We start from the raw sequence: 19,998 nt of genomic DNA, 5'->3' as shown, positions 1-19,998 counted from the left end.
AGTGATTCATGCTTAATCGTCTTCTGGTGACCGGCGCCGCCGGCGGGTTGGGTCAGGCCCTTCGCCCATATCTGTCACGTCTGGCCCGCCATGTGCGACTGTCTGATATCGTCGAGATCGAAAAGGAGGGGGATCACGAGGAAATCGTGCGCTGTGACCTGGCTGATGCCGACGGCGTCAGCGCGCTGGTGCGCGATTGTGACGGCGTTGTTCACCTGGGCGGTATATCGGTGGAAAGCCCGTGGCAGAGCATTTTGCAGGCCAATATCATCGGGACCTATAACCTTTATGAGGCCGCCCGACATCACGGCCGGCCGCGAATCGTCTTTGCCAGCTCCAACCACACCATTGGCTATTATCCGCGCACGACGCATATCGATACCGACTCGCCACGCCGTCCCGATTCGCTTTATGGCGTCTCCAAGTGCTTTGGTGAGGATCTCGCCAGTCTTTACTATCACAAGTTCAACGTTGAAACCCTGAACGTGCGGATCGGTTCCTGTTTCCCGAAGCCGGCCGATACCCGAATGCTGGCCACCTGGATGAGCGTGGAAGATTTTGTGGCGCTGCTGGAGCGGGCATTTGTGGCGCCAAAGCTGGGCTGCACGGTGATCTACGGCGTCTCGAACAACCGCGAGCGCTGGTGGGATAATCGCAAGTCCTCGTTTCTGGGCTGGGTACCGAAAGACAGCTCCGAGCCCTGGCGCGCTGAAACCGAAGCCGCCGCCGGGGAGATTGATCCGGATGACCCGGCTGTCGTCTACCAGGGCGGCAAGTTCGCCAGTACCGGCCATCCCGATGACTGAAACGATGCACGACTGATACCCATTCAAAAACACTGGCGTTTCATGAGGGCAGCAGCATTTTGTTCCTGGCCTGCCCTTTTGGGCAGGCCTTTTTATTGATGGTTGATTGATGGCCAGAATGATCGATGGCCGAAATCGTGGTCGCCTTGTGCGATACGGCGCGGGATCAAACACTCCACTTCTGGTCTGCACTACCTGCTTGCCCAAAGTTCAATGTACCAAGGTCGCGTAGTCCTAAAAGTATGATGTATGACATTTTTGTGGACCGATTTCATTGACTGAAGCCGCTTGACACTGCACCCGCGTGTTTTCAAAAACGCCGCACGCGATACATCGCAGCTTCATGAGCTGTCTGTAACGGTGCATTCAATAATGCTCTGATACCCGGCGAGATCACTCATCCATCAAGAGACTGCCATGGCGCAACATACCGAGACACCCACCATTGTGGCCATGAAGGTCATACCCGTTGCCGGACGCGATAGCATGCTGCTTAACGTGGGCGGCGCACACTCCCCGTTTTTTACGCGCAATATCCTGATTCTTGAAGACAGCGCCGGACGCATTGGCGTCGGGGAAGCTCCCGGCGGCGAGACCATTCAGCGCTCGCTTGAACGGGCACGTCAGGTTGTGGAAGGCCAGTCGCTGGGCAAGTTGCGCTCGATGGTATCGGCGCTGGCCGCCAGCGGCCAGCGTGCCGATTTCAATGATTTCGGCAAGGGCGCTTGGACCTTTGAGCTGCGCGTCAATGCTGTCGCCGCACTTGAAGCCGCACTGCTGGATCTGATGGGTCAGCACCTGGGAGTGCCGGTGGCCGAGCTGCTGGGCGAGGGCAAACGCCGCGATAGCGTCGAAGTGCTGGGCTATCTCTTTTTTGTCGGTGACGGCGAGCAGACCCCGCTGGATTATCGCCAGTCGACACCCGGTCAGTCGCATGAGTGGTATCGCCAGCGCGACAGGGCCACCATGACCCCCGGGCGCGTCGTGGAACTGGCCCAGGCGGCACAGGACCGCTACGGCTTTCGCGACTTCAAGCTCAAGGGGGGAGTGCTCCCCGGCGAGCGCGAGATCGAGGCGGTAACGGCGCTGTCGAAGGCCTTCCCGGAGGCACGTACCACCATCGACCCCAACGGCGCCTGGTCCCTGCAGGAGGCCATCACCCTGTGCCAGGATCTTCACGGCGTGCTCGCTTATGCCGAAGATCCCTGCGGTGCTGAAGAAGGTTTTTCCGGCCGCGAGATTCTCGCCGAGTTCCGTCACGCCACCGGCCTGCCGGTCGCGACCAATATGGTCGCCACCAACTGGCGCGAAATGGCCCACGCCCTGATGCTGCGGAGCGTAGACATTCCGCTGGCTGATCCGCATTTCTGGACGCTGTCCGGCGCCGTGCGCGTGTCGCAACTGTGCGCCGACCACGGCATGACCTGGGGCTCCCACTCCAACAATCACTTCGATATTTCGCTGGCCATGTTTGCTCAGGTCGGTGCTGCGGCCGTGGGCAATGTGACCGCGCTGGATACTCACTGGATCTGGCAGGAAGGTGACGCTCGCCTGACGTGTGAGTCCCCCGAGATCATTGACGGTCATGTCGCGGTCACCGATGCCCCGGGTCTGGGCATCGAGATCGACATGGCGGCCATCGAGAAAGCGAATGCGCTGTATCGCAGCCTGCCGGCCGGGGCTCGAAACGACGCCATGGCCATGCAATACCTGATCGATGGCTGGACCTTCGATCCCAAACGCCCGGCGCTGGTGCGCTGATCACCGTTTAAAAACAAAGAGGGAAAGGATCATGAAAAGGCTACTGAGTACACTGACGATTGCGGCCACGATGGTACTGGGCGCACCGGCCATGGCGGCAGATTACCCCACAAAAAGCGTCAGCATGGTGGTGCCTTTCTCGGCCGGTGGCGGTAACGATACCTTCGTGCGCGCCCTGCAGCCGCTGCTGGAAAAACAGCTGGGTCAGGATCTGGTCATTCGCAATATCGCCGGCGGGGGCGGAGCGGTCGGCACGTCTCGAGTGGCGGCTTCAAAGCCCGATGGCTACACCATGCTGGCGGCCAGTAACGCCATGCTCACCCTTGAAGCCATGGGCAATGTCGCCTTTACCCATGATGATTTTGACTTCATTGCCAAGGTCATTGAAGAGCCCTACGTGATCGCAGTGGGTGACAATAAAAAATACAAGGATCTGAAAAGCCTGATCGAGGCCTCAAAGCAGGGCAAACGCCTCAGGGTCGGTGTCTCGGGCGTGGGGTCTTCAGCGCACATTGCAGCCGTTGCCATGCAAAATCGTACCGGTGCGGATTTCAATATCATTCCCTATCCCGGCGGTTCCGAGACCATCTCCGCGGCCATGGGCAACCATGTGGACGCGGTAGTGCTGGGCGGCTCCGAGCTGCGCTCGGCACTGGAATCCGGCCGGTTGACAGCGCTGGCGATGACCTACGCCGAACGCAGCGACTCGCTGCCTGACGTGCCGACCTTTCAGGAAGAAGGCTACGACCTGACACTGACGGTGTGGCGCGGTATTGCGGCGCCCAAAGGTATTCCGGAGGAGGTCGAGCAGCAGTGGGTCAAGGCCATCAAGCAGATCGTGGCCGACGGCTCCTATGAAAAAACGGCCGAAAACCTGGGGACGCAGCTGGCCCCGCTCTACGGTGATGAGCTCGACAGCTTCATCGACCAGTCAGCGGATGTCATGCGTGAAGCAGCCGGTGATCTGGCCAAATAGGGTGCTGGGCACGTCGCTGCATGACGGCGGCGTGCCCTCTTGATCCAGTCATCAACGGATGGCTGTTTCTTCAGTGAGGGAGCTTCAAATCATGCAACGTGATATTGGCAAGCCAATGTTCGATCTGCTGCTGGTGATCGCCTCGGCAGCCGCCTTTGCCGTGTCCACGACGCTGCCAAACATCGAGATCATTGGCGACCTGTCACCGGCGTTTTTTCCCAAACTGATCTCGGCACTGGTCTTTGTGTTTGCCGTGCCGTGTCTGATCAAGGATGTCCGCGAATGGCAGGCCGCTGATACCCGCAATGAACGCACGATCTCTTCTCGCGGCGTGGTGCAGTGGCTGCTGATCGTGGCACTGACGCTGGGATATATCCTGATTTTTGAGCGGCTGGGCTATATCGTCAGCACGGCCATCTTCACCTTCTCCTGCGTGATCGGGTTACTGCTTGCCAGTGGCACATGGCATGAGCTGACGTCGGCCCGACGCGTCAGAAGCCTGGCCGGCGCTGCCATTTTTGCCATTGTTCTGGCCGTGGTCATCTTTTACGTGTTTACCGAGCTGTTCGAGATCCCGCTGCCGGCCTGACGCGAACTCGCGGTACGCCATTCAGGAGAGTTTCATGATTTCCGGTTATCTCGATGGACTGGGCATGGTGCTGCAGTTCGGCACGTTGCTGGCGATTGCCGGCGGAACGCTTCTGGGCATTATCATGGGGGCGCTGCCGGGGCTGACATCGGCCATGGCCGTGGCGCTTTTGCTGCCGGTCACCTTTGGCATGCCACCGGTCATGGGCATCGGCATGATGCTGGGCGCGCTGTGTGGCGCCGGTGCCAGCGGTTCGATCCCGGCCATTTTGCTCAATATTCCAGGAACGCCCTCGTCGGTGGCGACCACCTTTGATGGTTTCCCCATGGCCAAGAAGGGGGAGGCCGGACGGGCGCTTGGCCTGTCGATTGTGGCTTCCTTTCTGGGCGGCATTGCCAGCATGGTGATTCTGAGTCTGCTGGCGCCCCCCATTGCTGATTTTGCCCTGCGTTTTGGTGCGGCCGAATACTTCTCTCTGAGCGTATTTGGTCTGGTGATCATCGCCTCGGTGGCGGGCAAGTCGCTGCTCAAGGGATTGATTGCCGGACTGCTCGGATTTTTCGTTTCGATTATCGGCACCGATCCCATCACCGGGGTGGACCGCTTTACCTTCGGTGAGCTGTCACTGTTGACCGGGGTCAATCTGTTGCCGGCACTGATCGGGCTGTTTGCCGTCTCTCAGGTGCTCAAGGATGCCTTTGAGTACGACCCGCATCAGCGGCTGAAGGACAGCGGTCATCGCATTGATGTGGCACGGCCGCGGTTTCTGGAAACCCTGAAACACTGGCGGGCACTGCTGGTCGGCATTCTCTCCGGGTCGATCGTCGGTCCTGTTCCCGGCGCCGGGGGCAGTATCGCCTCGCTGGTGGCCTACGACCAGGCGCGACGCTTTTCCAGGCATCCCGAAAAATTCGGCACGGGTCATGCACCGGGCATCGTTTCGGTGGAAAGTGCCAACAATGCGTTGCTGGGTGGTGCCCTGATCCCGACACTGGCGCTGGGCATTCCGGGCGAAGCCGCCACGGCGGTACTGCTGGGGGGACTGATGATTCAGGGAGTGACTCCCGGGCCGATGCTGTTTGATGATCAAAGCGGCATTGTCCATGGCATTTTCCTGGCCTATCTCGTGGCCAATATCTTCATGCTGCTGATCATGTGTCTGGGCATCAAGCTGTTCATCCGGGTGCTGATGGTACCGCGCAAGCAACTGCTCTCGGCGATTCTGGTGCTCTGTTTTATCGGGGTCTACGGCGTCGATGGTGATGTGTTCAATCTTTATCTGATGCTGGGGTTCGGCATTCTGGGTTATTTCCTCAACCGCTATGGCTTTGGCACGGCGCCGGTCATTCTGGGGCTGATTCTGGGCCCGATTGCCGAATCCAATCTGCGTCGCGGTCTACAGGCTTTCGAGGGTGACTGGACGCCATTTTTTACCCGGCCCATCAGCCTGACTTTTCTGGTCATTGCGGCAGGCCTGCTGGTGCTGACGCTATGGCAAAACTACCGCGCCAACCGCGTGCCGGTGCAAGCCTCAAAGGAGGGGGCCAACCCATGAAATTGATAAAGTCGAGCGCGGCAGCGGCACCGGGAGTTCTCGGGTGTTCATGGTCTTTTATCCCGAGCAGCTGGGTGGGATTGCTGCCTGCCGGGCCATGGTAGATGACATGACGGCGCATCTGTCACAGGCGATGCCGGATGAGTCGGGTCGGGCAGTACGCTGGCCCGGGGCCGCCACCTTTCATCGTCGTCACGATGACGCCGACATCGAGGTCAATGCCGATATCTGGCAGGAAGTACAGCGTCTAGCCCATGGGAAGCCGCCGCGTTAAGACGTACCAACGCCGTCCGCCGGGCGGCGCATCGGACAGGATTATTGATGGTTGTTTTCAGCGACCTGACGTGAGGCGGGGATCATGACCTCGGCCATGTCGGTGACATAAGCATCAAGTTCTTCACCAAACAGCGGCTTGACCTCAACGCCGGTACTTTCAGCAAAGCGCTTGAACTCCGGCGCCTCGATGGCCTTTTTGACGGCTGCAACCCAGGCATTTTCCACATCGTCACTGACGCCGGCAGGTGTCGCGATGCCGCGCCACTGGCTGACGGCCAGATCAAATCCCTGCTCCTTCATGGTCTTGACCTCCGGCAGCAGATCACTGCGCTGGCTGCCGGTCGAAAGCACTGCCTGCAGGCGGTCCCCGCGGATCTGGGAAAGCACCTCGGAAGGATTGACCACGACGGCATCCACGTGACTGCCCATCAGCGCCGAAATGGCCGGCGAGCCGCCATCAAAGGGGACCACCTGGACCGGGATGCCGAGCTGACTGCCCAGCATGGAGGCCACCACGTAGGTAGAGGAGCCAACGCCGGAGGTGCCGACCTGCAGCGGTTTACCGCTTTTTTTCAGATCGGCGACCAGTGCGTCGGCATCCTGCCACTGATCATTGTTGTTGCTGACCAGCAGATAGGGCTCCTCGGTGACGCGCGCCAGATAGTCAAAGTCCTGATACTTGAAGTCGACGTTGCCAAGGCCTTCCAGCGTGAAATTCTGGTTGTTGGCCAGTGTCAGGGTATAGCCATCGGGTTTGGCAGTCACCGTGCGGGTCAGCGCCAGTGCGCCGCCGCCGGCGCCCATGTTGCGCACCACGATGGTACGATCAAGCGATGACTCAAGCCCGGGCTGAAGCGCTCGCATCAGAGTATCCGCCGCGCCGCCGGGGGAGGCCGGCACGATCATGTCGAGATTTGTGGCCGGGTAGTCGGCTGCCCACGCTGTTGCCGGCAGTGCAGTGGCCATGATCAGTACGGATAGTGTCTTTTTCATGTGTGACCGTTCCCTCTCGGGGTAAAGACATGACAACCGCAAGGCAGTGTCATCCTCGCCCACGGTTGTCGTGGAGCAACATGGGCTATCTTACGCAGGTTTTGTTAGCGCTATCATTTCGACTATCGTTGCACGGACAGTGCCGCTACCGGAAAAGCGGTGCAGGGCAAGGCGGGCGATGGAGGAGACGGTATTATCCGGTCTGATGTCTTGCCTGTACCATGAGACTCGCTGTATTCCCGATGTTTTGCTGGAGAACTGCATGGGACGTTCCTTCGATTCCCGCCCTGACAAATCTGCCGACGGTAGCCGGGATAATCCGCGCGCCACCGGCGCTGTACGCCTGAGCGATGTGGCTGCTGCGGCCGGTGTGGCGGCCATGACCGTCTCGCGTGCCCTCAATCAGCCCGAACTGGTCAGCGAGCGTACCCGGGAGCGGGTGCAGCGTGCCGTCATCGAGACCGGCTACGTGCCCAATCGCGTCGCCGGGGCGCTGGCATCCAGTCGCAGCAAAATGGTGGCGGTGCTGGTGCCGACCGTGGCGCATTCGCTGTTTGCCGACGTGGTGCAGTCGATTACCGATACGCTGGCCCTTGAGGGCTATCAGGTTCTGCTGGGGCTGACCGGCTATCAGACGCAGGAGGAGGCCGCGGTGGTGGAAACCGTGCTGAGCCGGCGACCGGATGCGCTGGTGGTGGCCGGTACACGCCACTCGGAAGCGACGCGAGCGCGTCTCAAGGCCGCACGTATTCCGGTGGTCGAGATGTGGGACATGAGTGATGACCCCCTCGACATGCTGATCGGCTTTTCCCATCGTGCGGTCGGGGAGGCGGTGGCCGACTATCTGCTGGGGTGTGGCTATCAGCGCTTCGGACAGGCCATGGCCGATGATCCGCGCTCACATCAGCGTGCCGAAGGCTTCAATGCGCGCATTGCAGCCGAGCAGGCGGCACGCCCCGATGCCGGCATTGCGGTCACGACCTGCTGGGCAGAGACACCGGCAAGCCTCGTTGGCGGGCGAACAGCGGCAGCATCCCTGCTGGCAGACATGCCCGATTGTGAGGCAATCGTGTGCAGTTCGGACACGCTGGCCATGGGGGTCATTGCCGAGGCACAGAGCTGCGCCATGGCCATTCCGCAGGCGCTGGCAGTGATGGGCTTTGGTGACATGAGCTTTGCCGCGGCTACCTGGCCTGCACTGAGTACTGTACGCATCGACGGGGCTGAAATCGGACGACTGACCGCCGAACATCTTTTAAAGCGCTTTGAAAGCGCGGGTTCTGGTCCGGTATATGACGTACTGGATGTGGGTTTTGAAATCATGGCACGTCAGACCACGCTGGCATCACGATCGTAAACCCTCGTTGATCTGACGACGGGCCATCGGGTCAACGAGGTCTTGTGACATTAGACCTTGGTTTCGGTTGACAGGTGAAGTGATATAAAGCGCAATGATAGCGCTAACATCAACTGACCGCAGCCTTGTTCAGGGTCGGTCCATGTGCCTTCGGAGTCACCATGTCCTTTGATGCCATTACCTCGATTACCTTTTCCCACGTCCTGCTGCCGCTGGCCACGCCCATCAGCGATGCCAAGGTGCTGACCGGGCGGCAAAAGCCGATGACCGAAGTCTCTTTCCTGTTTGCCGAGATCACAACGCGTGATGGCCATACCGGCATCGGCTTCAGCTATTCCAAGCGCGCCGGTGGTTACGCTCAGTATGCCCACGCCTGCGAAATTGCTCCGGCCATCATCGGGGAAGATCCCAACGACATTGACAAGCTGTGGCAAAAGCTGGTCTGGGCCGGCGCATCGGTCGGGCGGGGCGGGGTCTCGACCCAGGCAATCGCCGCGGTCGATATCGGCCTGTGGGATCTCAAGGCCAAACGTGCCGGCCTGCCGCTGGCCAAGCTGATTGGCGCCCATCGCGACTCGGTACAGTGCTACAACACCTCCGGCGGCTTTTTGCATACGCCGATCGAAGAGGTGCTCAAAAATGCCACACACTCGCTGGAAAGTGGTATTGCCGGTATCAAGATCAAGGTCGGCCAGCCCGACATGCGCATTGATCTGGAGCGTGTCGCCGCGGTACGCGCCCACATCGGTGACAACGTGCCGCTGATGGTGGACGCCAACCAGCAGTGGGATCGCGCCAGCGCCCTGCGCTTTGGCCGCGCCATGGAAAAATACGAGCTGGTCTGGATCGAAGAGCCGCTGGATGCCCACGACGCCGAAGGGCACGCCGCACTGGCCGCTCAACTGGATACGCCGATTGCCACCGGCGAGATGCTTTCAAGCGTTGCCGAGCACATGAAGCTTATCGAGCACCGTAGTGCCGATATCATTCAGCCCGACGCACCGCGCATCGGCGGTATCACCCAGTTTCTGAAGCTGGCCACGCTCGCCTCTCAGGCCGGGTTGCAGCTGGCGCCGCACTTTGCCATGGAAATTCACCTGCACCTGGCGGCGGCCTATCCCACCGAGCCCTGGGTCGAGCATTTCGACTGGCTGGCGCCGCTGTTCAATGAAGTCCTTGAAACCCGCAATGGCCGCATGATCGTGCCGGACCGTCCGGGTCTTGGCATTACCCTGACCGAGCAGGCGCGCAAGTGGACCATCGCTCATCAGACCGTTGGTGTTGGTGCTTGAGACACGATTCGAAGGGTCGTCTATGCCCTTCGTATAATGGCTTTAAAAGTATGATGTATGACAAAGTGGCGACAACGCTCCACCGTGCGGCGGGGCAGGCCAATCCAGAGGACCCATCATGACGTTTTCACGAGCTGATGTTACGCGTGCCGCAGGCGATGGCCTGCTTTCCTTCCCGGTCACGGACTTTGACAGCGCCGGTCAATTCGATGCCGAGAGCTATCGCAAGCGTATTGCGTGGCTGCTCGAATACGAAATCTCCACGCTGTTTGTCGCCGGTGGTACGGGCGAGTTCTTCAACCTGGGTCTTGAAGAGTTCGGGGAAGTGGTACGGGTGGCGGTGGAAGAAACTGCCGGGCGCGTACCCGTCATTGCCAGCGCCGGTCAGAGCATCACCATGGCAAAAGCGCACGCCGCGGCCGCCGAAGCCGCCGGTGCCGACGGCATCCTTTTGATGCCACCTTATCTGACCGAGTGTTCACAGGAAGGTATCGTTGAATACGCCGCCGAAATCTGTGAATCCACCAGCCTCAACATCATCTATTACAACCGGGCCAACGGCGCGCTGGAAGCTCCGGCCGTGAAGGCGCTGGCCGATCGCTGTCCCAATCTGATCGGCCTCAAGGACGGTCGCGGTGATATCCAGTCGCTCAATACCATCATCAAGACCGTGGGCGACCGCCTGATCTACATCGGTGGGGTCCCGACGGCCGAAATCTTTGCCGAAGCCTATCTCTCCATTGGCGTGAACACTTACTCCTCGGCAGTGTTCAACTTCGTACCCGAGATGGCAGTCCACTTCTACAAGTCCCTGCGTGCCGGCGACCATGACACCGTGGCGCGCTTAACTCAGGACTTTTTTATCCCCTTCATTGCCCTGCGTGATACGTGCCGTGGCTATGCGGTCAGCCTGGTGAAGGCCGGTGCCGCTCAGGTGGGCTACCCGGCGGGCAACGTGCGTGCACCGCTGACCATGCCCAGTGCTGAAGAGGTCGAGAAGCTCAAGATGCTGATCGAGCGCGTGCGTTAATCATTCCGAACACCCTGTTTGCGCCGGCCATGGCCTGTGCAAGCAGCCAGGGAGAGCAATGATATGAAAAGGTTACTGAGTGTCTTCGGGGCGGCCACGATGCTGGCCAGCAGCATGGCCATGGCGGCCGACTATCCCTCCAAAAACATCGAGTTCATCGTGCCGTGGTCGGCCGGTGGCGGCGCCGACAACGTGGTGCGTGCGCTGCAGCCGTCGCTTGAAAAGGCACTGGGCGCCACCATTGTGGTGCGCAACCTGTCAGGCGGCGGTGGTGCGGTAGGCTTTTCGCGGGCGGTAGCCTCCAAACCGGATGGCTACACCGTGACCATCCCGACCAATGCGACCTTCACGCTGGAAGGCCTGGGTAATGTGGCCTTCACCAGGGATGATTTTGACTACATCGCTCGGGTTCTGGTGGAACCCTATGTGCTGGCCGTGCGCAAAAACGATGCCTGGCAGGATCTTGACAGCCTGAGCAGTGACCTCAAATCCAGCGACAAGCCGCTGCGTATCGGTGCCTCCGGTGTGGGTTCCTCCACCCATATCGTCTCGCTGATGCTGGGCGAGGCGCTGGGGCTCAATATCGAGGTCATCCCGTTTGATAGCGGCTCTGCAGCGGTTTCCGCCGCAATGGGTGGCCATATCGATGGCGTGGTGCTTAATCCCTCGGAAGTGATCTCGGCCATCAATGGGGATCGTCTGACATCGATCGTGACTACCGGCGAGGAGCGCAGTAGTGCACTGCCGGATACACCGACCATGGAAGAGTCCGGACATGACTTCGAGCTCTCCCAGTGGCGCGGCATTGCAGCGCCGAAAGGGCTTGATCCGGCTATCGAGGCGAAGTGGGTCGAGGCGGTCAAGCAGGCCGTTGAGGATCCGCAGTTCCAGAAGGCCGCGCGCAGCATGGGTTCGGACATCAGCCCCCTGTATGGCGATGAACTGGATCAGTTTGTGGAAAGAACTTCCAAACCGCTGATCGAAGAAGCCAAAGCGATCCGCCAGTAAAGCGGCAGGAGGCATTGAAGATGGTCAAAACACGCAGTGATGCACTGTTTCATCTGGTGCTTCTGGCATTGGCAGGCTGGTTTTTACAGGAAGCATGGAACCTGCCGGCCAATGCCGCGGGGGGGAGTCTCTCCCCCGCGTTTTTCCCTCGGGCCATATCGTCAGCCATCGCCATTTTGCTGTTGATTTCAATGGTGCGCGGCCTGATCGCAGGCACCCTGCTGGCGAGCGACGCAAGCGATGACGCGGCGACCACCCCGGGGTGGGTACCGGTTGTGGGCTGGTGTGGCGTGGCGCTGTTACTGGTGCTCTATGCCACGCTGCTGGAGCCGCTGGGCTATGTCATTTCCACGGCACTGTTTCTCTTTTTATGTGTGGCCATGGTCAGCGTGTTGTCACGTCAAACCGGTGAGCGTATCGCCATTGGACGTGTACTCATGCTGGCACTGTTTTCTGCAGTGGTGTCGGTCGCCATCTTTTTGATCTTCTCGGTGGGGTTCGAAATCGTGCTGCCCACCATCGGCGTGATGGGGGTATGACATGGGAGATTATGTAGAAGCGCTCGGACTGGTCTTTCAATGGCATGTGCTGCTGGTCATTGGCGGCGGTACGCTGCTGGGTCTGATCATGGGCGCGCTGCCAGGGCTTACGGCCGCGATGGCCATTGCACTATTGCTGCCACTGACATTTGGCATGCCACCGGTCATGGGAATGGGCATGCTGCTGGGGACCCTGTGTGGGGCCATTGCCGGTGGTTCGGTCTCGGCGACGCTTTTGAACATTCCCGGTACGCCCTCCTCGGTGGCCACCACGCTGGATGCCTTCCCCATGGCTCGCCGAGGCGAGGCGGGTCGGGCGCTGGGCATCTGTATTGTGTCCTCGTTCATCGGCGGTATTTTCAGTGCCGTGGTGCTGAGTCTTCTGGCACCGCCCATTGCCGACTTTGCGCTGCGCTTCGGTCCTGCCGAATATTTTGCGCTGAGTGTCTTCGGGCTGGTGATCATTGCTTCGGTGTCCAGCAAGTCACTGATCAAGGGGCTGGTGGCGGGTCTGATCGGGCTGCTGATTGCCACGGTCGGTACCGACCCGGTGGCCGGGGTGCAGCGCTATACCTTCCACAATTTGTCATTGCTGACCGGTGTCAATCTGTTGCCGGCGCTGATTGGTCTGTTTGCCGTCTCGCAGGTGCTCAAGGACGTGGTCGATTATTTCGGTCCCGAACGTACCGAGCACAGCAAGAACAAAATGGACCACGCCTCACCACGCTGGCTGGAAACGCTGAGCTACTGGAAAGTGCTGGCCTCAAGCTCGGTGATCGGCACGGTCGTCGGCGCCATCCCGGGGGCAGGCGGCAGTATCGGCTCGTTTCTGTCCTATGATCAGGCCAAAAAGATGTCCAAGACGCCGGAGAAATTCGGTACCGGACATCCTGAAGGCATCGTGGCTTCCGAGTCTTCCAACAATGCGCTGGTCGGCGGGGCGCTGATCCCGATGCTGACGCTGGGCATTCCGGGTGAAGCGGCCACGGCGGTGCTGATGGGCGGTCTGATGATCCAGGGCATCAGCCCGGGGCCGACGCTCTTTACCGATAACGGCTCGATCATCTACGGCATCTTCATTGCCTTTTTTGTGGCCAACATCTTCATGTTGCTGATCCAGTGGTTCGGCATTCAGATCTTCGTCAAGGTGTTGCAGGTACCGCGCAAGCTGCTGATGGCATTGATCCTGATGTTCTGTGTCATCGGGGTGTATGCCGTCGATGCCGACATTTTCAACGTCTATCTGATGCTGGGCTTCGGGGTGCTGGGCTATTTCCTCAATCGTTATGACTTCGGGACTGCGCCGGTCATCCTGGGGCTGATTCTGGGGCCGATCGCCGAGTCCAATATCCGTCGTGCGCTCATGCTCTCCAGCGGTGACTGGAGCGTGCTGGTCACGCGCCCGATCAGCCTGGTGTTTTTGCTGGTCTCTGCAGCCTTTTTGTTTTTTACCCTGTGGCAGAACCGTCGCCAGACGACGTCCCATTCATAGGAGAAGCCTTGTATGTCACTGCCCACCATTACACGCATGACCATTGTGCCGGTCGCCGGTCATGACAGCTTTCTGCTTAACCTTAGCGGCGGTCATGCCCCCTGGTTTGTGCGCTGTGTGCTGATCCTTGAAGACAACGCCGGCAACAGGGGCGTCGGCGAGATTCCTTCCAGCGAAGGCATTTTGAAAGGGCTTGAAAAATGTCGCTCGCTGGTGGAAGGCACCAGGCTCAATGCCTGGCGTGGCACGCTCAACAACGCCAGAAAACTGCTGGCACAGGGCGGCCCCGAGGAGCGCGGCCGTCAGACCTTTGATCTGCGGGTGGCGGTGCATGTACTGACTGCCATCGAGTCGGCGCTGCTGGATCTTTATGGTCAGGCCGTCGAGACACCGGTCGCCGATCTGCTGGGCCGCATGGGTCGTCAGCGTGATGAAGTCGAGGCGCTGGGCTATCTCTTTTTGCTGGGCGATCCGAACAAAACCGATCTTCCCTACCCGAAGGCCGATAACCCCCGCGATGACTGGGAGCGACTACGCTGTCAGGAAGCACTGACGCCGGAAGCCGTCGCCGAGCTCGCCCGTGCCGCGCACGAGCGTTACGGTTTTCGCGACTTCAAACTGAAAGGGGGCGTGCTGCCGGGGGAACAGGAAGCCGACTGTATTCGCGCCATGCACGAGATTTTCCCCGAGGCACGACTGACGCTTGACCCCAACGGGGCCTGGTCGCTGGAAGAGGCCATTCGGGTACTGGAACCGATCCGGGACATTCTGAGCTACGCCGAGGACCCCTGTGGTCAGGAAGGCAGCTGGTCGGGTCGTGAAACCATGGCGGAGTTCAAGCGTCGCACCGGCCTGCGCACGGCCACCAACATGATTGCCACCGATTTCAAGCAGCTGCAGTACGCCGCGCAAATGAACTCGGTCGACATTCCGCTGGCGGACTGCCATTTCTGGACCATGCAGGGCGCGGTCATGGTCGGTGAGCTGTGTGATGAGTGGGGCATGACGTGGGGATCACACTCCAACAACCACTTTGATATCTCGCTGGCCATGATGACGCATGTGGCCGCGGCCTGCCCGGGTGAAATCACGGCCATCGATACCCACTGGATCTGGCAGGACGGTCAGCGTCTGACCGAGGCACCGTTCGAGATCCGTGACGGCAAGCTGACCGTGCCGACAACGCCCGGGCTTGGCGTGACGCTGGATCAGGGCAAGCTGGATGAGGCGCATGCGCTTTATCGCTCGCTCGATGTTCGTGCCCGTAACGACGCCACGGCCATGCAGTATCTGATCGATGGCTGGGCTTTTGATCCCAAGCGCCCCGCGCTGGTGCGCTGAACCCGGCAATACGCAACGCAACCATCAGGAGAGAAAGATGCAACTGACAGGCGAACTTCTTATCGGACAGCACGCCATCAAGGGCACGCGCGATCCGGTTCAGGCCATCAATCCCGCCACGGGCGAAACGCTGGAGCCGGTCTACAACGGTGGCAGCAGCAACGAGGTCGAACAGGCCTGCGCGCTGGCCTGGCAGGCCTTCGACCAGTATCGCGAAACCTCGCTGGAAGATCGCGCCGTATTTCTGGAAACCATCGCCGAAGAGATCGAGGCGATTGGTGATGCACTCATCGAACGGGCCGTCGCCGAAACCGGCCTGCCCGAGGGGCGTATGCAGGGCGAGCGCGGGCGTACCTGTGGTCAGCTGAGGCTGTTCGCTCGCGTTGTGCGGGATGGCGAATGGCTGGACGTGCGCGTTGACCCGGCCATGCCGGATCGTCAACCGATGCCGCGTACCGATCTGCGCCAGCGTCACATTGGGCTGGGCCCGGTGGTGGTCTTTGGCGCCAGTAACTTCCCGCTGGCTTTCTCGGTGGCCGGTGGTGATACCGCGTCGGCACTGGCGGCCGGCTGCCCGGTCATCGTCAAGGCGCACGGGGCACACCCGGGGACTTCCGAGCTGGTCGGTCGTGCCATTCAAAAGGCCGTCTCGCGCTGTCATCTGCCGGAAGGCGTCTTTTCCCTGCTGTACGGCTCGGGCCGCGATGTCGGCACGGCACTGGTCAATGACAAGCGCATCAAGGCGGCCGGCTTTACCGGGTCACGCAGTGGCGGCATGGCGCTGTGGAAAGTCGCGCAGTCGCGCGCCGAGCCGATTCCCTTCTACGCCGAGATGAGCAGCATCAACCCGGTTTTCCCGCTGCCAGAGGCGCTCAAGGCGCGCGGTCGCGAGATGGGCAAGGCGTTCGTCGGCTCACTGAACATGGGCGCCGGACAGTTCTGCACCAACCCGGGCCTGGTGATTGCCATCAAGGGCGAGGCGCTCGAGACCTTCAAGCAGGCCGCCACGGAAGCACTGGCGGATGCCAATGCCCAGACCATGCTGACACCCGGCATCAGCGATGCCTATCAGGAAGGCGTTCAGCGATTGTCACAGCACAGTGGTGTGACCGAGCTGGGCCGCGGGCCGACCGGTGAGGGCGCCTATACGTGCCAGGCCGGTCTCTACACCGCTTCGGCGCAGACGTTTCTGGCCGATACCGAGCTGCAGGATGAGGTGTTCGGTGCCACCTCGCTGATTGTCGAGTGCGTGGACAGTGATGAGCTGCTGGCCGTCACCGAGCATCTGGAAGGGCAGCTGACGGCCACGCTGCAGATGGACGATGCCGATCTGGACAGCGCCCGCGCACTGGTGCCGATTCTGGAGCGCAAGGCCGGCCGTATTCTGGTCAATGGCTGGCCGACCGGCGTTGAAGTCAGCGATGCGATGGTGCATGGCGGGCCCTTCCCGGCCACTTCCGATGGTCGTACCACCTCGGTCGGGACGGCAGCCATCAAGCGCTTTTTGCGCCCGGTCTGCTATCAGAACCTGCCGGATGCCCTGCGCCCGGAAGCCCTGCGGGATGCCAATCCCTGCCAGCTCAATCGGCTGGTAGATGGCAAGCGTGAAAGCTGATGGTTTGAGCTGAATCAGCCGTGTTGAATGAAAGGGTCTGCCGAATGGCAGACCCTTTTCATGTCGAGGTATGGGCTCCACTGGTATGCCAAAGGCAAAGAGCAGCACTTAAAAAAACGGGTTATAGTCCATGTACGATGTATTACCTCGGCATAAAAGCGTCACGTCTGCCGTCAGGCCCATGACAGGGGCGAAGATATTGTAGGGAGGCGCAATACACTATCATGAGCACCGAGCCGGACCGGGGCATCGACACACGCCCGAAAGTTTTCGCTTGAATATTACTCGGAGCGCAGCCACGCGCTATTTCGGAGTAATCGATACGCGCCACGACAAGGTATCAGATGGCCAATATGAAGACGCTCAAACTTGAACGCATTACTCAGCAGGGCAGTCTGTCGGCACAGATTGCCCGGCAGCTGGAGGCTTCGATCGCCAACGGGCAGATCGCCGTGGGTGACAAGCTGCCCACTGAGAGCGAACTGTGTGACATGTTTGGCGTCAGCCGCACCGCGGTGCGTGAGGCGATTGCCTATCTGCGTTCCTCGGGGCTGATTGAAACGAGACGGGGCATCGGAACCCGCGTAATTCAGGCGTGCCAGGCGGTGCCGTCGCCGGCCCGGCGCATCAGTGCCAATACGGTGGAGGATATCCTGCATGTGCTGGAGCTTCGTCTGACCCTTGAGCCACGGGCCGCAGCGCTTGCCGCCGAGCGTCATGATGACGATGACGTGCGTCGCCTTGAAAGCGCTCATGCCGCTTTTCTGGAGGCCATGAAGCAGGGCAGGCAGGCGCGCCATGAAGACTATCAGTTCCATCACGCTCTGATCGAGGCGACGCACAATCCCTTCTTCATGTCCTTTTATGAACCGCTCAGCCAGGAGGCCATTCCTCGTGCCCGCCTGGTCGACAACGAGCTGAACATCGAGGCGGCAAGGCGCTATCTGGAGATGGTGGCGGGGGAGCATCAGGCCATTCTGGACGCCGTGCTATCACGTGATCCCGAGCGCGCCGAGCAGGCGGTCAGGCAGCACTTTTCCCGCGCCAGACAGACCTATACGGCCTATCTTGAAAAGAACTGACGCCGAGGCTGCAAGGCTGCGGCCTCAGTCGTGCGTCTGACCCAGGCGCTGCATTGAGGCGACCAGGTCGTTGAAGCGCTCGCCCTGCAGCAGCACGTGCTCTCTTAGTTCACGCTGCGCCGTGTCGGCATCACCGGCGATCAGTGCCTCGACAATGCGTTCATGCTCGCACCATGAGTTTTCCAGCCGGTGTCTCGCATGCAGCTGCAGGCGTCGATAGGGCTTTAACATGGCGTGCAGGCGTCTGGCTTCCTGAGCCAGAAAGGCGTTGTGACTGCCTTCGTAGATCAGGCGATGAAACTCGCCGTTTTCATAGTAGTAGCCGTTGATATCTCCCCTGATCATGCACTGACGACAGGCGGCCTGCGCCTGTTGCAGCGCTGCCCGCGTCTCGTTACTCATGCGCCGCGCGGCCAGACGGCCGCACATGCCCTCAAGCTCTGCCATCACTTCAAAGCGTTCCACCAGTTCGGTCACGCTCAGGCGCGCCACGAAAGTACCGCGCTTGGGTGCCACCTTCACCATGCCGGAAGCGGACAGCTGAGTCAGCGCCTCGCGAATGGGTGTGCGCGAACACTGATACTGGCGTGCCAGTGCTTCGGGGTCGAGGCGATCTCCAGGGGCATAGTGGCCCTCGACAATGGCATCTTCCAGCAGATCCCGCAGCCGCTGCGCCTGAGGCACACGCCCTCCTGGACTTTCATTCAATAGACTTTCTCCCATGTTGACACCTTCGGCCGGCGCGCGGATGGTGATATACCAGTTGTTGTATACAACAGGGCGGTGACATGTATATGAAAAGTAACTTTCCTGTTGATGACAAGCAATATTCATCTTCGGGTACCGGGATACCCGTCCAGGCTACCGATGAGGGCTGCCATGAACGTCAACATGAATTTTCTCCAGGAGCTGCTCTCGAGTATCGAGCGCCGCACCCGTGAACGTTTTCGCAGTACCGGCGGTGACAGTGCTGAGAAAAAGGCCAGTCTGTCGCAGCTGGCCTCAAGCTGTGAAACGCTCATGCAGCGCGGCGGCGAAGCCTCCCAGATCCTGATTGCCCAGCAGGCCCTCACGCGCTATCGCGGCCTTGATGATGCTGACCGGCTGGCCTTTTTCGAGATGCTGGCCGAGCACTACGCCGCCGACAGCGACGACATTCACAAGGCCTATCGCGACTGGAGCGAGCGCGAGGACAACGCCACCCTCCAAAAGCTTTTTTCCGTTTGTGAGCCGCGCCGCCAGCACCTGCTGCGTCGCCTCAATCTCTGCCCGGGGGGCACCTACGAACTGGTCTCCATGCGCGCTGACCTGCTGCGCTACATGAAAACGAACCCCGAACTTGCCCCGCTTGATGACGACTTTGCCCACCTGTTCGCCTCCTGGTTCAACCGCGGTTTTCTGATGCTGGAAAGTATCGGCTGGAACACGCCAGCGGCGGTGCTGGAAAAGATCATCCGCTATGAGGCGGTGCATGCGATCAGGGACTGGTCGGATCTGCGCCGCCGACTCGATCCGGGTGACCGCCGCTGCTACGCGTTTTTCCACCCGGCCACCGGCGATGAGCCGCTGATCTTTGTCGAAGTGGCGCTGTGCAAGGGCATTCCCGACAACATTCAGATCATTCTGGCCGGCGGTGAAGAGGTCGCGCCGGGCGAGGCCGATACGGCCGCCTTTTACAGCATCAGCAACTGTCAGAGCGGCCTCAAGGGCATCTCGTTTGGCAACTTCCTGATCAAGCAGGTGGTGCAGGAGCTCAAGCGCGACCTGCCGGGGCTGGTCAACTTCGTCACGCTCTCACCAGTGCCGGGCTTTGCCGGCTGGCTGGACACCCAGCGCAAGGAAGGGGAGCTGGCAGAAGACGATGATGTCTGTACGGCCCTTGATCGGGGCCACTGGCTCAACGACAAGGCTGAACGCCAGCGGCTGGCCCCGGAGCTGCGAGGACTGGCCGCGCACTACCTGCTGGAGGCGCGCAATGCTCGCGGACAGCCACTGGACCCGGTCGCCCGCTTTCATCTGGGCAACGGTGCCAGCCTGCATCGTATCAACTGGCCCGGGGATACTTCCGAAAAAGGGTGTCAGCAGGCGCATGGCCTGATGGTCAATTACCTCTATGAGATCGATCGCATCGAGCAGAACCATGAGGCCTTCAGCCGAGAGGGCACCGTGGTCTGTGCCAGCGATATTCGTCGACAGGCCAGAACAGGGCGCAAGCGTCTCGTCTCACGCGACAACGCCTGAGTCCGAGAAGGCACCGAAATCTGCACAATGACCAGGGCAATGGGC

Annotated in this window: 18 protein-coding genes; 16 read left to right on the top strand and 2 right to left on the bottom strand. The window is 60.4% G+C overall.

The genetic code is table 11. The annotated features are described in order from the left end of the window. The first annotated feature begins 8 nt into the window (after nt 1-8). The 6 genes from Q0931_RS08620 (at nt 9) to Q0931_RS08595 (ending at nt 5,961) form a co-directional block, all read left to right on the top strand. Nucleotides 9-806, top strand: a complete 798-nt coding sequence (locus Q0931_RS08620) for an NAD(P)-dependent oxidoreductase (protein WP_299259310.1) — start codon at nt 9-11, stop codon at nt 804-806. Nucleotides 807-1,223: 417 nt separating this feature from the next. Continuing rightward, complete coding sequence (locus tag Q0931_RS08615; protein WP_299259308.1) at nt 1,224-2,567, top strand: enolase C-terminal domain-like protein; 1,344 nt, start codon at nt 1,224-1,226, stop codon at nt 2,565-2,567. 31 nt (nt 2,568-2,598) lie between these two features. Further along, entirely contained in the window at nt 2,599-3,543 is a 945-nt protein-coding gene (locus Q0931_RS08610; protein ID WP_299259306.1) for a tripartite tricarboxylate transporter substrate binding protein, read from the top strand. Nucleotides 3,544-3,634: 91 nt separating this feature from the next. Next, entirely contained in the window at nt 3,635-4,132 is a 498-nt protein-coding gene (locus Q0931_RS08605; RefSeq protein WP_299259304.1) for a tripartite tricarboxylate transporter TctB family protein, read from the top strand. Nucleotides 4,133-4,166: 34 nt separating this feature from the next. Then, nucleotides 4,167-5,687: a tripartite tricarboxylate transporter permease gene (locus tag Q0931_RS08600; protein ID WP_299259302.1), complete on the top strand. Its 1,521-nt coding sequence runs from the start codon at nt 4,167-4,169 to the stop codon at nt 5,685-5,687. Nucleotides 5,688-5,736: 49 nt separating this feature from the next. Then, a complete protein-coding gene (locus tag Q0931_RS08595; RefSeq protein ID WP_299259300.1) occupies nt 5,737-5,961 on the top strand; it encodes a hypothetical protein in 225 nt (74 codons plus the stop codon). 41 nt (nt 5,962-6,002) lie between these two features. Here Q0931_RS08595 and Q0931_RS08590 read toward each other — a convergent pair whose 3' ends face one another. Beyond that, nucleotides 6,003-6,956 carry a tripartite tricarboxylate transporter substrate binding protein gene (locus Q0931_RS08590; protein WP_299259298.1) on the bottom strand — a complete coding sequence of 318 codons (954 nt, stop codon included), beginning with the start codon at nt 6,954-6,956 and terminating at the stop codon, nt 6,003-6,005. Nucleotides 6,957-7,218: 262 nt separating this feature from the next. Here Q0931_RS08590 and Q0931_RS08585 point away from each other — a divergent pair, with 262 nt between their 5' ends. The 9 genes from Q0931_RS08585 (at nt 7,219) to Q0931_RS08545 (ending at nt 17,712) form a co-directional block, all read left to right on the top strand. Beyond that, a complete protein-coding gene (locus tag Q0931_RS08585) occupies nt 7,219-8,313 on the top strand; it encodes a LacI family DNA-binding transcriptional regulator (RefSeq protein ID WP_299259296.1) in 1,095 nt (364 codons plus the stop codon). 161 nt (nt 8,314-8,474) lie between these two features. Then, nucleotides 8,475-9,605, top strand: coding sequence for a mandelate racemase/muconate lactonizing enzyme family protein (locus Q0931_RS08580; RefSeq protein ID WP_299259294.1), 1,131 nt, complete (start codon nt 8,475-8,477; stop codon nt 9,603-9,605). Between the two features lie 118 nt (nt 9,606-9,723). Then, entirely contained in the window at nt 9,724-10,635 is a 912-nt protein-coding gene (gene kdgD / locus Q0931_RS08575) for a 5-dehydro-4-deoxyglucarate dehydratase (protein ID WP_299259292.1), read from the top strand. A 63-nt stretch (nt 10,636-10,698) separates the two neighbouring features. Beyond that, on the top strand, nt 10,699-11,643 hold the full coding sequence (locus tag Q0931_RS08570) for a tripartite tricarboxylate transporter substrate binding protein (protein WP_299259290.1): 945 nt from the start codon (nt 10,699-10,701) through the stop codon (nt 11,641-11,643). 20 nt (nt 11,644-11,663) lie between these two features. Then, nucleotides 11,664-12,182, top strand: a complete 519-nt coding sequence (locus Q0931_RS08565; RefSeq protein WP_299259288.1) for a tripartite tricarboxylate transporter TctB family protein — start codon at nt 11,664-11,666, stop codon at nt 12,180-12,182. A 1-nt stretch (nt 12,183) separates the two neighbouring features. Further along, nucleotides 12,184-13,674 (top strand): tripartite tricarboxylate transporter permease, encoded by a 1,491-nt coding sequence (locus Q0931_RS08560; protein WP_299259286.1) that lies wholly within the window; start codon nt 12,184-12,186, stop codon nt 13,672-13,674. Nucleotides 13,675-13,686: 12 nt separating this feature from the next. Then, nucleotides 13,687-15,015, top strand: coding sequence for an enolase C-terminal domain-like protein (locus Q0931_RS08555; protein ID WP_299259284.1), 1,329 nt, complete (start codon nt 13,687-13,689; stop codon nt 15,013-15,015). Between the two features lie 37 nt (nt 15,016-15,052). Next, a complete protein-coding gene (locus Q0931_RS08550; protein WP_299259282.1) occupies nt 15,053-16,630 on the top strand; it encodes an aldehyde dehydrogenase (NADP(+)) in 1,578 nt (525 codons plus the stop codon). A 344-nt stretch (nt 16,631-16,974) separates the two neighbouring features. Continuing rightward, on the top strand, nt 16,975-17,712 hold the full coding sequence (locus Q0931_RS08545; RefSeq protein WP_299259280.1) for a FadR/GntR family transcriptional regulator: 738 nt from the start codon (nt 16,975-16,977) through the stop codon (nt 17,710-17,712). Between the two features lie 24 nt (nt 17,713-17,736). Here Q0931_RS08545 and Q0931_RS08540 read toward each other — a convergent pair whose 3' ends face one another. Next, a complete protein-coding gene (locus Q0931_RS08540) occupies nt 17,737-18,396 on the bottom strand; it encodes a GntR family transcriptional regulator (RefSeq protein WP_366941596.1) in 660 nt (219 codons plus the stop codon). Between the two features lie 207 nt (nt 18,397-18,603). On the opposite strand from Q0931_RS08540, the gene Q0931_RS08535 reads away from it, so the two are divergent. Next, nucleotides 18,604-19,953 carry a malonyl-CoA decarboxylase gene (locus tag Q0931_RS08535; RefSeq protein ID WP_299259276.1) on the top strand — a complete coding sequence of 450 codons (1,350 nt, stop codon included), beginning with the start codon at nt 18,604-18,606 and terminating at the stop codon, nt 19,951-19,953. The last annotated feature ends 45 nt before the right edge of the window (nt 19,954-19,998 follow it).

The sequence above is a fragment of the uncultured Kushneria sp. genome (genome assembly GCF_947497025.1).
GTDB lineage: Bacteria > Pseudomonadota > Gammaproteobacteria > Pseudomonadales > Halomonadaceae > Kushneria.
This window is presented reverse-complemented; position numbering and strand designations above follow the sequence as displayed.

Bases quoted from the DNA above. Each gene is read 5' to 3' on its own strand.
- Q0931_RS08620 (WP_299259310.1), top strand. From the start codon at position 9: ATGCTTAATCGTCTTCTGGTGACCGGCGCCGCCGGCGGGTTGGGTCAG.
- Q0931_RS08615 (WP_299259308.1), top strand. From the start codon at position 1,224: ATGGCGCAACATACCGAGACACCCACCATTGTGGCCATGAAGGTCATA.
- Q0931_RS08610 (WP_299259306.1), top strand. From the start codon at position 2,599: ATGAAAAGGCTACTGAGTACACTGACGATTGCGGCCACGATGGTACTG.
- Q0931_RS08605 (WP_299259304.1), top strand. From the start codon at position 3,635: ATGCAACGTGATATTGGCAAGCCAATGTTCGATCTGCTGCTGGTGATC.
- Q0931_RS08600 (WP_299259302.1), top strand. From the start codon at position 4,167: ATGATTTCCGGTTATCTCGATGGACTGGGCATGGTGCTGCAGTTCGGC.
- Q0931_RS08595 (WP_299259300.1), top strand. From the start codon at position 5,737: ATGGTCTTTTATCCCGAGCAGCTGGGTGGGATTGCTGCCTGCCGGGCC.
- Q0931_RS08590 (WP_299259298.1), bottom strand. From the start codon at position 6,956: ATGAAAAAGACACTATCCGTACTGATCATGGCCACTGCACTGCCGGCA.
- Q0931_RS08585 (WP_299259296.1), top strand. From the start codon at position 7,219: ATGGGACGTTCCTTCGATTCCCGCCCTGACAAATCTGCCGACGGTAGC.
- Q0931_RS08580 (WP_299259294.1), top strand. From the start codon at position 8,475: ATGTCCTTTGATGCCATTACCTCGATTACCTTTTCCCACGTCCTGCTG.
- kdgD (WP_299259292.1), top strand. From the start codon at position 9,724: ATGACGTTTTCACGAGCTGATGTTACGCGTGCCGCAGGCGATGGCCTG.
- Q0931_RS08570 (WP_299259290.1), top strand. From the start codon at position 10,699: ATGAAAAGGTTACTGAGTGTCTTCGGGGCGGCCACGATGCTGGCCAGC.
- Q0931_RS08565 (WP_299259288.1), top strand. From the start codon at position 11,664: ATGGTCAAAACACGCAGTGATGCACTGTTTCATCTGGTGCTTCTGGCA.
- Q0931_RS08560 (WP_299259286.1), top strand. From the start codon at position 12,184: ATGGGAGATTATGTAGAAGCGCTCGGACTGGTCTTTCAATGGCATGTG.
- Q0931_RS08555 (WP_299259284.1), top strand. From the start codon at position 13,687: ATGTCACTGCCCACCATTACACGCATGACCATTGTGCCGGTCGCCGGT.
- Q0931_RS08550 (WP_299259282.1), top strand. From the start codon at position 15,053: ATGCAACTGACAGGCGAACTTCTTATCGGACAGCACGCCATCAAGGGC.
- Q0931_RS08545 (WP_299259280.1), top strand. From the start codon at position 16,975: ATGGCCAATATGAAGACGCTCAAACTTGAACGCATTACTCAGCAGGGC.
- Q0931_RS08535 (WP_299259276.1), top strand. From the start codon at position 18,604: ATGAATTTTCTCCAGGAGCTGCTCTCGAGTATCGAGCGCCGCACCCGT.